Origin of the sequence: Verrucosispora sp. TAA-831 (assembly GCF_050780145.1) — a bacterium.
GTDB lineage: Bacteria > Actinomycetota > Actinomycetes > Mycobacteriales > Micromonosporaceae > Micromonospora.
On sequence record NZ_CP192240.1, the window covers coordinates 2288486 to 2300568 of the forward strand.

A 12083-nucleotide genomic window follows, 5' to 3' on the forward strand; every position below is an offset into this window, starting at 1 on the left:
TCGCGAACGAAAGGCTGGCACAGTGAGTCGTAGGCGTCCCGCGATCCTCGTCCTGGAGGACGGTCGCACGTTCCACGGCGAGTCGTACGGCAGCGTGGGGGAGACGTTCGGCGAGGCGGTCTTCAACACCGGGATGACCGGTTACCAGGAGACGCTGACCGACCCGTCGTACCACCGTCAGGTCGTCGTGCAGACCGCCCCGCACATCGGCAACACCGGCGTCAACGGCGAGGACGACGAGTCGCGGCGCATCTGGGTGGCCGGGTACGTGGTGCGTGACCCGGCCCGGGCCAGCTCGAACTGGCGGGCCACCGGTGGCCTGGAGGACCGGCTGGCCACCGAGGGCATCGTCGGCATCAGCGGGGTGGACACCCGGGCGCTGACCCGGCACCTGCGCGATCGGGGCGCGATGCGGGTCGGTATCTCCAGTGTGGACGACGACCCCCGGGCGCTGCTGGCCCGGGTGCGCGAGGCGCCGCAGATGCTCGGCGCGGACCTCTCCGCCGAGGTCACCACGGCGCAGCCGTACGTGGTGCAGGCCGAGGGCGAGCACCGGTTCACGGTGGCCGCGCTCGACCTGGGCATCAAGCGCAACGTGCCGCGTCGGCTCGCCGCGCGGGGGGTGACCACGCACGTCATGCCGGCGCACTCGACCATCGAGGATCTGCTGGCCACCGGGGCGGACGCGGTCTTCTTCTCGCCGGGTCCGGGTGACCCGGCGACCGCCGACGGGCCGGTCGGACTGGCCCGCGAGGTGCTGGGGCGGCGGATTCCGCTGTTCGGCATCTGCTTCGGCAGCCAGATCCTCGGCCGGGCGCTCGGCTTCGGCACCTACAAGCTCGGCTACGGCCACCGGGGCATCAACCAGCCGGTCCTCGACCGGGTCACCGGCAAGGTGGAGGTGACCAGCCACAACCACGGCTTCGCGGTGGAGGTGCCCGGTGTGACGCCGGGTGCGGTGGTGCCGGACCAGGTGATCGAGACCGAGTTCGGCGGCGTGCAGGTGAGCCACCTCTGCCTCAACGACAACGTGGTCGAGGGGCTGCGGGCCAAGGACGTGCCCGCCTTCACCGTCCAGTATCACCCGGAGGCGGCAGCCGGTCCGCACGACGCGGACTACCTCTTCGACCGCTTCGCCGAGTTGATCGAGGGCCGGACCCACAGCGAGGGGCGTACGAATGCCTAAGCGGACCGATCTCAAGCACATCCTGGTGATCGGCTCCGGGCCGATCATCATCGGGCAGGCCTGCGAGTTCGACTACTCCGGTACCCAGGCCTGCCGGGTGCTGCGCAGCGAGGGGATCCGGGTCAGCCTGGTCAACTCGAACCCGGCCACCATCATGACCGACCCGGAGTTCGCCGACGCCACCTACGTCGAGCCGATCACTCCGGAGTTCGTGGAGCTGGTCATCGCCAAGGAGCGGCCGGACGCCGTGCTGCCCACGCTGGGCGGGCAGACCGCGCTGAACACCGCCGTGGCGTTGCACGAGGCCGGTGTGCTCGACAAGTACGGCGTCGAGCTGATCGGCGCGGACGTCGACGCGATCCGGCGCGGCGAGGACCGGCAGTTGTTCAAGGACATCGTGGCCAAGGCCGGCGTCCGCATCGGTGTCGAGGACCCGGCCGGTCTGGTGCCGCGCTCGCGGGTCTGCCACTCGATGGACGAGGTCCGCGAGACGGTCGGTGAGCTGGGCCTGCCGGTGGTGATCCGGCCGTCGTTCACCATGGGCGGCCTCGGCTCGGGCATGGCGCACACCGACGCCGACCTGGAGCGCATCGCCGGTGCCGGGCTGGAGGCCAGCCCGGTGCACGAGGTGCTGATCGAGGAGAGCGTGCTCGGCTGGAAGGAGTACGAGCTCGAACTCATGCGGGACCGCCACGACAACGTGGTGGTGGTCTGCTCGATCGAGAACCTCGACCCGATGGGCGTGCACACCGGCGACAGCGTGACCGTGGCGCCGGCCATGACGCTGACCGACCGGGAGTACCAGGACCTACGTGACCTGGGCATCGCGGTGCTGCGTGAGGTCGGTGTCGACACCGGCGGCTGCAACATCCAGTTCGCCGTCAACCCGGCCGACGGCCGGATCGTGGTCATCGAGATGAACCCGCGGGTGTCGCGTTCCTCGGCGCTGGCCTCGAAGGCGACCGGGTTCCCGATCGCGAAGATCGCCGCGAAGCTGGCCATCGGCTACACGCTGGACGAGATCCCCAACGACATCACCCTCAAGACGCCGGCCGCGTTCGAGCCGACGCTCGACTACGTGGTGGTGAAGATCCCCCGGTTCGCGTTCGAGAAGTTCCCCGGCGCGGACCCGGAGCTGACCACCACGATGAAGTCGGTCGGTGAGGCGATGAGCCTCGGGCGTAACTTCAGCGAGGCGCTGAACAAGGCGATGCGTTCGCTGGAGACCAAGGCGGCGGGGTTCTGGACCCAGCCCGACCCGGCGGACGCGACGAAGGAGAACACGCTCGCCGCGCTGGGCATGCCGCACGACGGCCGGCTCTACACGGTGGAGCGGGCGCTGCGGCTGGGCGCCTCGATCGCCGAGGTCAGCGCCGCCTCCGGCGGGATCGACCCGTGGTTCCTGGACCAGATCGCCGGGCTGGTCGAGCTGCGGGCCGAGATCGTGGCCGCGCCGGTGCTCGACGCCGGACTGCTGCGCCGGGCCAAGCGGGCCGGGCTGTCCGACCGGCAGTTGGCCGCGCTGCGTCCGGAGCTGGCCGCCGAGGACGGGGTACGTCGGCTGCGGCACCGGCTGGACGTGCGGCCGGTCTACAAGACGGTGGACACCTGCGCCGCCGAGTTCGAGGCGAGCACTCCGTACCACTACTCCACGTACGACTCCGAGACCGAGGTGGTCGGCTCGGCGCGGCCGAAGGTGCTGATCCTCGGGTCGGGGCCGAACCGGATCGGGCAGGGCATCGAGTTCGACTACTCCTGCGTGCACGCGGTGCAGGCGTTGCGGGAGGCGCCGACGGGCCCGGCCGGTGGCGGCGGGTTCGAGACCGTCATGGTCAACTGCAACCCGGAGACGGTCTCCACCGACTACGACACCGCCGACCGGCTCTACTTCGAGCCGCTCACCTTCGAGGACGTGCTGGAGGTCTGGCACGCTGAGGACACCTCCGGTCGAGAGGCCGGCGGGCCGGGTGTGATCGGCGTGATCGTGCAGCTCGGCGGGCAGACCCCGCTGGGGCTGGCGCAGCGGCTCAAGGACGCCGGGGTACCGGTGGTGGGCACCTCCCCGGAGTCGATCCACCTGGCCGAGGAGCGCGGCGCGTTCGGGTCGTTGCTGGCCCGGGCCGGTCTGCGGGCGCCCGCGCACGGCACCGCCACCTCGTACGAGGAGGCGAAGGAGATCGCCGACGAGATCGGTTACCCGGTGCTGGTCCGCCCCTCGTACGTGCTGGGCGGGCGGGGCATGGAGATCGTCTACGACGACGTGACGCTGCGCGACTACATCGGGCGGGCCACCGACATCTCGCCGGACCACCCGGTGCTGGTGGACCGGTTCCTGGACGACGCCATCGAGATCGACGTGGACGCGCTCTGCGACGCCGACGGGGAGGTCTACCTCGGCGGGATCATGGAGCACATCGAGGAGGCCGGCATCCACTCCGGCGACTCCTCGTGCGCGCTGCCGCCGATCACCCTGGCCAGTTCGCACGTGGCCCAGGTCCGCGGGTACACCGAGGCGATCGCCCGGGGGATCGGGGTACGCGGACTGCTCAACGTGCAGTACGCGCTCAAGGACGACGCGCTGTACGTCCTGGAGGCCAACCCGCGTGCCTCGCGTACCGTGCCGTTCGTCTCCAAGGCGACGGCGGTGCCCCTGGCCAAGGCGGCGGCCCGGATCGCGCTCGGTGCCACCGTGGCGGAGCTGCGGGCCGAGGGGATGCTGCCGGCGACCGGGGACGGTGGTTCGCTGCCGCCGGACGCCCCGATCGCGGTCAAGGAGGCGGTGCTGCCGTTCAAGCGGTTCCGCACGCCGGCCGGCAAGGGGGTGGACTCGCTGCTCGGCCCGGAGATGAAGTCGACCGGCGAGGTGATGGGCATCGACACCGCCTTCGGGCACGCCTTCGCCAAGTCACAGTCGGCCGCGTACGGCTCGCTGCCCACCCAGGGCAAGATCTTCGTGTCGGTGGCGAACCGCGACAAGCGCGGCATGATCTTCCCGGTGAAGCGCCTGGCCGACCTGGGCTTCGAGATCGTGGCGACCACCGGCACCGCCGAGGTGCTGCGCCGTCACGGCATCGCCTGCGAGCTGGCCGCCAAGCACTACGAGGCCGGTGCCGACGACGATGCGGTCTCGCTGATCCGGTCCGGCCGGGTGGCTCTGGTGATCAACACGCCACAGGGCTCCGGGGCCAGCGCCCGCTCCGACGGGTACGAGATCCGCAGTGCGGCGGTCACCGCGGACATCCCGTGCATCACCACCGTGCCGGGTGCCGCCGCGGCCGTGATGGGCATCGAGGCCCTGATCCGGGGCGACATGCAGGTGCGTCCGTTGCAGGACCTGCACGCCACCCTGCGGGCCAGCCGGTGATCTTCGAGCGGACGCTGCGGCGCGGGCTGTTCCGCATCGGCGGTGGTGACGCCGAGGCGGCGCACGAGTGGACGCTGCGCCGGCTGGCCGCCCTGTCCGGGCGGCCGGTCGCGCTGGCGGCCCTGCGCGCCCGGTACGCGGTGGCCGCGCCCCGAGAGGTCTTCGGGGTGCGGTTCCCCAACCCGGTCGGCCTGGCCGCCGGGATGGACAAGGACGGTGCGGCCCTGCCGGCCTGGCCGGCGCTCGGCTTCGGCTTCGTCGAGGTCGGCACGGTCACCGCGCACCCGCAGCCGGGCAATCCCCGGCCGAGGCTGTTCCGGCTGCCGGACAGCGAGGCCGTGATCAACCGGATGGGCTTCAACAACGCCGGAGCCGAGGCGCTGGCCGCCCGGCTGGCGGGACTGACCCGTCCGCTCGGCGTACCGCTGGGGATCTCGCTGGGCAAGTCGAAGGTGACGCCGCTTTCCGAGGCGGTGGAGGACTACCGGGCGTCGTACCGCGCGTTGCGTGGGCACGGCGACTACTTCGCGGTCAACGTCTCCTCGCCGAACACCCCCGGACTGCGCGAGTTGCAGGACCGGGACCACCTGGACGCGCTGCTGGCCGCGTTGGTGGGGGAGAAGCCGGTACTGGTGAAGATCGCGCCGGACCTGACCGACGCGGCCGTCGCCGAACTGCTGGAGGTCTGCCTGGCCCGGGGGGCGGCCGGGGTGATCGCCACGAACACCACCCTCGGGCGCGCCGGGCTCGCCCCGGCCGACCAGGCCCGCGCGGCCGAGGCCGGGGGCCTCTCCGGCCGCCCGCTGGCCGACCGCGCCCGGCAGGTGGTCTCCTTCGTGCACGCCGAGACCGGTGGCCGGCTGCCGATCATCGGGGTGGGTGGCATCGTCGACCCCGACGACGCCGCCCGGATGTTCGACGCGGGCGCCAGCCTGGTCCAGCTCTACACCGGGTTCATCTACCGGGGCCCGGCCCTGCCCCGCGCGGTCGCCCGCGCGGCGGCGGTCGCCCCGGCTCCGGCCACCACCGGGTCGTGAACCGGATGAGGCGGCGGCGCCACCCCCGCTCCCGTCGGAGCGGACGGCCACGAACACCGGGCGCCGCCGCCCCCACCACGCCGCCCTCGGCACCCTCGCCTCTCCCCGGACACCCGCCTCTGTCCGGACACCGTCGTGCCTCGCCGCCCCGGAGTCCGTCCGCCCGTTCGCTGGGCCCGGCCGGTCGCCCGTCCAGAGGCCGGCCCGCCGCTCCTGCGCTGCGTCACCCCACGCATCGGTTCCGGCCGCGAACCAGTGCGTGGGTCGACGCAGAGCTAAGGGGCCACAGGGGAGTGCGGGGCGGGTGCGAGGACGGCGAGTTCCCGCTACCGGAGGCGGGAGCGGGAGTGGGCACGGGCAGCGTGGACAGGGAGGGCGGATGACGCCGGAGGAGATCCTCGCCGCCGACGCGGCGCACGTCTGGCACCCGTACGCGGCACTGCCGCCGGCGGTGCCGCCGTACCTGGTGACCGAGGCCGAGGGCGTACGGCTGCGACTGGCCGACGGCCGCACGCTCGTCGACGGGATGTCGTCCTGGTGGTCGGCGATCCACGGTTACCGGCATCCGGTGCTGGACGCGGCGGTGACCGACCAGCTCGGCCGGATGAGTCACGTGATGTTCGGCGGGCTGACCCACGAGCCCGCCGTGCGGTTGGCCCGGACCCTGGTGGAGGTGGCGCCGGAGGGGTTGGCGCACGTGTTCCTGGCCGACTCCGGGTCGGTCAGCGTCGAGGTCGCGGTGAAGATGTGCCTGCAGTACCAGCGGGCCGTCGGTCGGCCGGAGCGCCGCCGGCTGGGCACCTGGCGGGGCGGGTACCACGGGGACACGTTCCACCCGATGAGCGTCTGTGACCCCGAGGGCGGCATGCACCACCTCTGGGGCGACGTGCTGCCCCGGCAGGTGTTCGCCCCGGTGCCGCCCGGTGGCTTCGCGTCCGAGCCGGACCCGGCGTACGAGGCGGCGTTGGTGGAGGCGGTCGAGCGGCACGCCCACGAGTTGGCGGCGGTGATCGTCGAGCCGGTGGTCCAGGGGGCCGGCGGGATGCGTTTCCACCATCCGCACTACCTGCGGGTGCTGCGCGAGGTGACCCGGGCGCACGAGGTGTTGCTGATCTTCGACGAGATCGCCACCGGCTTCGGTCGGACCGGGACGATGTTCGCCGCCGAGCACGCCGGGGTCACCCCGGACGTGATGTGCGTCGGCAAGGCCCTGACCGGCGGCTACCTGACGCTGGCCGCCGCGCTCTGCACGCCGGAGGTGGCGCGGGGCATCGGGAGCGGTGGGGTCCTGGCGCACGGCCCGACGTTCATGGGCAATCCGCTCGCCTGCGCGGTCGCCAACGCCTCGCTGGGTCTGCTGCGGGCCGGGGACTGGGTCGGCGAGGTGGCGCGGCTCGAACGGGGTCTGCGCGCCGGACTGGAGCCACTGCGCGATGCGCCGGGTGTGGCGGACGTGCGGGTGCTCGGCGGGATCGGCGTGGTGCAGCTCGACCACGAGGTGGACGTCGCCGCGGCCACGGCCGCCGCGGTGGCGCAGGGAGTGTGGCTGCGGCCGTTCCGGGACCTGGTCTACACGATGCCGCCGTACGTCACCTCGGACGCCGATCTGGCGCTGGTGACGAGCGGTGTCGCGGCTGCTATCAGGGTGGGCTGAGTAGGTCGACGCGGTTCGGTGACGCAGGTTGAGTAGACGAGCGCGACAGGTTGAGGACGAGAGGAAGGCTGGCTGATGGAGAGCTTCGGGGCGCGGCTGCGCCGGGCGGTCGACGAGCGGGGTCCACTCTGTGTCGGGATCGATCCCCATCCGGAACTGCTGGCCAAGTGGGGGCTGGACGACGACGTCGACGGGCTGCGTCGCTTCGCCCGGACCGTGGTGGACGCCCTCGGTGACCGGGTTGGGGTGTTCAAGCCCCAGTCGGCCTTCTTCGAGCGATTCGGGTCCCAAGGGGTGGCAGTACTTGAGTCAACTATCCGACAGTTACGAGATTCCGGATCGCTCGTTCTGCTGGACGTCAAGCGCGGCGACATCGGCTCGACCGTCCGCGCGTACGCCTCGGCGTATCTCGATCCATCCAGTCCCGTGTATGTCGACGCGGTGACCGCGAGCCCGTTCCTGGGCGTCGGTTCGCTCGGTCCGATGTTCGAGCTGGCCGCCGAGCACGGCGGCGGTGTCTTCGTCCTGGCGCTCACCTCCAACCCCGAGGGCGCCTCGGTCCAGCGCGCTCGCGGTGCTGACGGACGCACCGTCGCGCAGACCGTCATCGACGAGATTTCCCAGCTCAACGCGGGTGCGGAGCCGCTCGGAAGTTTCGGTCTGGTGGTCGGTGCGACGGTCGGCGAGACCGGCTGCGACCTCTCCGCGGTGAACGGTCCGCTGCTCGCACCCGGGCTCGGCGCGCAGGGCGCCACGGCCGATGATCTACGGGTCGTCTTCGGTTCGGCCCTTACCTCGGTGCTCCCCTCGTACTCCCGGGAGGTGTTGGGAGCGGGCCCACGCCCGGAGGCGCTGCGGGCCGCCGCGGAGCGCGCCGTGGCGGACTGCCGGGCGGCCCTGACGATGTCATGACTGACTGACGGCTCGGTCACTTTGCGGTGATCATTGCGCGCCCACGTTGCCGAAAGCTCCGTTGACCGCTAGTTTTCCCCGCGCTGGGAACCCCTTGGTTCACAGCGACACCACGTTTCACAGATGCGGCGGTGCGTCCCGCCCGTCGCGATAGGGACCTGAGGAGAACTGGTGCCGCTCCCGTCACTGACCCCTGAGCAGCGCGCAGCCGCGCTGGAGAAGGCTGCGGAGATCCGCAAAGCCCGTGCCGAGCTGAAGGAGCAGCTCAAGCAGGGCAAGACCACCCTCGGAGCCGTTCTTGCGCGCGCCGAGTCCGACGACGTCGTCGGCAAGCTGAAGGTGTCGGCCGTGCTGCAGGCGATGCCCGGCATCGGCAAGATCCGAGCCACCCAGATCATGGAGAAGCTCAAGATCGCCGACAGCCGTCGCCTGCGTGGCCTCGGCGAACAGCAGCGCAAGGCCCTGCTTGGGGAGTTCGCCGCCAACTGAGCACGGCTGCGTGTAGAAACAAGCAGTGAGCTTGGATGACGAGGCGCGCCCGGCGGCTCGGCTCACTGTCCTGGCCGGCCCATCCGGCGCCGGTAGGGAGAGTGTCGTCGAGCTGGTCCGGGCGCGTTCTCCGTCTGTGTGGACGCCGCTCGCGGTCACCACCCGGCCCCGCCGGGAAGACGAGCTGGAGGGCGTCCACCGGCACTTCCTCGCCCCGCTGGAGTTCGACCGCCGGGTGGCCCGGGGCGAACTGCTGGAATGGAGCCGGATCGGGGCGTACCGGCGTGGCACGGAGCTGGCGCCGGTCCGGGACCGGCTCGCCGCCGGATCGCCGGTCCTGCTCCCGCTCGACCTCGACGGGGCGCTGCTGGTCCGCGCGGTGGTACCCGACGCGCGTCTCGTCCTACTCCATCCGCCCGGTCGTCGTCCGGGTACGGCCACCCTGGCGGCTTTCGACCGCAGCGTGTCGCATGACCACACTGAGCACGTGGTGGACGAGCTGGTAAGGTTGCTCGGTTCTTCATTCCTGGCTCCGGCCCGGCCGCGTCCGCGCGGTTGAGCGCCGGCACCGCGTGACACGCGGTCCGTGCGAAAGACGCAGAGGTTAATCCGTGGGATCCATCGCCAACCCCGAAGGCATCACCAACCCGCCGATCGACGAGCTCCTGGAGAAGACGACGTCGAAGTACGCGCTGGTCATCTTCGCGGCCAAGCGCGCGCGTCAGGTCAACGCCTACTACAGCCAGCTCGGCGAGGGCCTGCTGGAGTACGTCGGCCCCCTGGTCGAGACGACTCCGCAGGAGAAGCCGCTCTCGATCGCGATGCGCGAGATCAACGCCGGCCTACTCACCGCCGAGCCGACCGACCAGCCGTAGGCTCCGCGCGTCGATGAGCGCCCGGATCATCCTCGGTGTCGGTGGCGGCATCGCCGCCTACAAGGCGTGTGAGGTGTTGCGCCGGTTCACCGAGTCCGGCCACCAGGTCCGGGTCGTGCCGACCGCCGCCGCGCTGCGGTTCGTCGGCGCGCCGACCTGGGCGGCGCTCTCCGGTCAGCCGGTCGCCGAGGACGTCTGGTCCGACGTGCACGAGGTGCCCCACGTCCGCCTCGGTCAGCAGGCCGACCTGGTGGTGGTCGCACCCGCCACCGCCGACCTGCTGGCCAAGGCCGCGCACGGCCTCGCCGACGACCTGCTCACCAACACCCTGCTCACCGCCCGCTGCCCGGTGGTGCTGGCACCGGCCATGCACACCGAGATGTGGGAGCACCCGGCCACCGTCGCCAACGTGGCGACCCTGCGGGCCCGGGGCGTACTCGTCATCGAACCGGCGGTGGGGCGGCTCACCGGTGTCGACACCGGCAAGGGCCGCCTGCCCGACCCGGCCGAGATCTTCGCGGTCGCCCGCCGCGCGCTCCGCCGGGGCGTCGACGCCCCCGCCGACCTGGCCGGCCGGCACGTCCTCGTCACCGCCGGCGGCACCCGCGAACCGTTGGACCCGGTGCGGTTCCTCGGCAACCGGTCCTCCGGCAAGCAGGGGTACGCGTTCGCGCGGTCGGCGGTCGCTCGGGGTGCCCGGGTCACGCTGATCTCGGCGAACGTCGAGCTGCCCGACCCGGCCGGGGCGGACATCGTCCGCGTCGGCACCACCGGCGAGCTGCGCGACGCCACGCTCGCGGCTGCCGTCGACGCCGACGCGGTGGTGATGGCGGCGGCTCCGGCCGATTTCCGTCCCGCGACGTACGCGCCTGGCAAAATCAAGAAGTCGGACGACGGCACCGCGCCCAGCATCGCGCTCGTGACCAACCCGGACATCGCCGCCGAGCTGGGCCGGAGCCGCCGACCGGAGCAGTTGCTGGTGGTGTTCGCCGCGGAGACCGGTGACGCCGAGGCCAACGGACGGGCCAAGCTCGCCCGCAAACGGGCCGACCTCATCGTGATCAACGAGGTCGGGACGGACAAGGTCTTCGGTGCCGAGACCAACGCGGCCACCGTCATCGGCGCGGACGGTTCGGTCACCCGGATGCCCGAACAGTCCAAGGAGGATCTCGCCGACGGGGTGTGGGACCTGGTGGTCGCCCGGCTCGCCGACGGCTCCTCCTGACCACGATCCACCTGCTGACCATCGACCCGGCGCTCGGCGGTGAGTGACTAGACTGCCGCGGAACGACGTCCCAAACTTAGGAGTGCCGTGACACGCCGCCTCTTCACGTCCGAATCGGTCACGGAAGGCCACCCGGACAAGATCGCTGACCAGATCAGCGACGGCATCCTCGATGCCCTGCTCGGCCAGGACCCGCACAGCCGCGTCGCGGTGGAGACCCTGATCACGACTGGTCAGGTGCATGTGGCGGGCGAGGTGACCACGAAGGCGTACGCCGACATTCCGTCGATCGTCCGCGAGACCATTCTTGGTATCGGCTACGACTCGTCGAAGAAGGGTTTCGATGGGGCGTCGTGTGGGGTGAGTATTTCCATTGGGGCGCAGTCGCCGGATATTGCGCAGGGTGTGGATAACGCGTTCGAGTTGCGGACGGGGTCGTCGGAGTCGGCGTTGGATGCGCAGGGTGCCGGGGATCAGGGGATGATGTTTGGTTTTGCGTGTTCGGAGACGCCGGAGTTGATGCCGTTGCCGATTGCGTTGGCGCATCGGTTGGCGCGGCGGTTGTCGGCGGTGCGGAAGGATGGGACGGTGCCGTATCTGCGTCCGGATGGTAAGACGCAGGTGACAATCGAGTATGAGGGTTTGCGTCCGGTGCGGTTGAACACGGTGGTGGTGTCGTCGCAGCATGCGGCGGACATCTCGTTGGAGTCGTTGTTGACGCCGGATGTGCGGGATCATGTGATCGGGCCGGAGTTGGAGGGTCTGGGTCTGGAGGTGGAGGGGTATCGGTTGTTGGTGAATCCGACGGGCCGGTTTGAGATCGGTGGTCCGATGGGTGATGCGGGGTTGACGGGTCGGAAGATCATTGTGGATACCTATGGTGGGTATGCGCGGCATGGTGGTGGGGCGTTTTCGGGTAAGGATCCGTCGAAGGTGGATCGGTCGGCGGCGTATGCGATGCGGTGGGTGGCGAAGAACGTGGTGGCGGCGGGGTTGGCGGAGCGGTGTGAGGTGCAGGTGGCGTATGCGATCGGTAAGGCGCATCCGGTGAGTTTGTTCGTGGAGACGTTCGGTACGGAGACGGTGCCGGTGGCGTCGATCGAGAAGGCGGTGTCGGAGGTGTTCGATCTGCGTCCGGCGGCGATCATTCGGGATCTGCATCTGTTGCGGCCGATTTATGGGCAGACTGCGGCGTATGGGCATTTCGGTCGGGAGTTGCCGGATCTGACGTGGGAGAACACGGATCGGGCTGCTGATCTCAAGTCGGCTGCGGGAGCCTGACCGGCGGCGGCAGTGACGACCGGCGGCCCGCTGACGGGTCGCCGGTCGCTCGCGTCTGCG

10 protein-coding genes are annotated in these 12083 nt (G+C 71.0%); all 10 read left to right on the plus strand.

Features of this window, described 5'->3' with window-relative positions:
- Positions 1-22 precede the first annotated feature (22 nt).
- The 10 genes from carA to metK all read left to right on the plus strand — a co-directional run bounded on the left by carA (position 23) and on the right by metK (position 12023).
- Positions 23-1186 (plus strand): glutamine-hydrolyzing carbamoyl-phosphate synthase small subunit, encoded by a 1164-nt coding sequence (carA, locus tag ACQVFL_RS10390; protein ID WP_396698941.1) that lies wholly within the window; start codon positions 23-25, stop codon positions 1184-1186.
- Positions 1179-4550 (plus strand): carbamoyl-phosphate synthase large subunit, encoded by a 3372-nt coding sequence (carB, locus tag ACQVFL_RS10395; protein WP_431729243.1) that lies wholly within the window; start codon positions 1179-1181, stop codon positions 4548-4550. Before carA ends, carB begins: the two co-directional genes overlap by 8 nt.
- Positions 4547-5587 carry a quinone-dependent dihydroorotate dehydrogenase gene (locus ACQVFL_RS10400; protein ID WP_431729244.1) on the plus strand — a complete coding sequence of 347 codons (1041 nt, stop codon included), beginning with the start codon at positions 4547-4549 and terminating at the stop codon, positions 5585-5587. Before carB ends, ACQVFL_RS10400 begins: the two co-directional genes overlap by 4 nt.
- Positions 5588-5966: 379 nt before the next feature.
- Positions 5967-7241, plus strand: coding sequence for an adenosylmethionine--8-amino-7-oxononanoate transaminase (locus tag ACQVFL_RS10405; RefSeq protein ID WP_396698947.1), 1275 nt, complete (start codon positions 5967-5969; stop codon positions 7239-7241).
- A gap of 75 nt (positions 7242-7316) precedes the next feature.
- Complete coding sequence (pyrF, locus tag ACQVFL_RS10410; protein ID WP_431729245.1) at positions 7317-8153, plus strand: orotidine-5'-phosphate decarboxylase; 837 nt, start codon at positions 7317-7319, stop codon at positions 8151-8153.
- Between the two features lie 171 nt (positions 8154-8324).
- Positions 8325-8642: an integration host factor, actinobacterial type gene (gene mihF / locus ACQVFL_RS10415; RefSeq protein WP_117229171.1), complete on the plus strand. Its 318-nt coding sequence runs from the start codon at positions 8325-8327 to the stop codon at positions 8640-8642.
- 25 nt (positions 8643-8667) lie between these two features.
- Positions 8668-9201, plus strand: a complete 534-nt coding sequence (locus ACQVFL_RS10420) for a guanylate kinase (RefSeq protein WP_396698951.1) — start codon at positions 8668-8670, stop codon at positions 9199-9201.
- A 52-nt stretch (positions 9202-9253) separates the two neighbouring features.
- Positions 9254-9517, plus strand: coding sequence for a DNA-directed RNA polymerase subunit omega (rpoZ, locus tag ACQVFL_RS10425; protein WP_007075826.1), 264 nt, complete (start codon positions 9254-9256; stop codon positions 9515-9517).
- A 13-nt stretch (positions 9518-9530) separates the two neighbouring features.
- Positions 9531-10742 (plus strand): bifunctional phosphopantothenoylcysteine decarboxylase/phosphopantothenate--cysteine ligase CoaBC, encoded by a 1212-nt coding sequence (coaBC, locus tag ACQVFL_RS10430; protein WP_431729246.1) that lies wholly within the window; start codon positions 9531-9533, stop codon positions 10740-10742.
- Between the two features lie 87 nt (positions 10743-10829).
- Positions 10830-12023 (plus strand): methionine adenosyltransferase, encoded by a 1194-nt coding sequence (gene metK / locus ACQVFL_RS10435; protein WP_431729247.1) that lies wholly within the window; start codon positions 10830-10832, stop codon positions 12021-12023.
- The last annotated feature ends 60 nt before the right edge of the window (positions 12024-12083 follow it).

What these genes read in the sequence shown, in the direction of transcription:
- carB (WP_431729243.1), top strand. Translation starts at nt 1,179, where the DNA reads ATGCCTAAGCGGACCGATCTCAAGCACATCCTGGTGATCGGCTCCGGG.
- ACQVFL_RS10405 (WP_396698947.1), top strand. Translation starts at nt 5,967, where the DNA reads ATGACGCCGGAGGAGATCCTCGCCGCCGACGCGGCGCACGTCTGGCAC.
- pyrF (WP_431729245.1), top strand. Translation starts at nt 7,317, where the DNA reads ATGGAGAGCTTCGGGGCGCGGCTGCGCCGGGCGGTCGACGAGCGGGGT.
- coaBC (WP_431729246.1), top strand. Translation starts at nt 9,531, where the DNA reads ATGAGCGCCCGGATCATCCTCGGTGTCGGTGGCGGCATCGCCGCCTAC.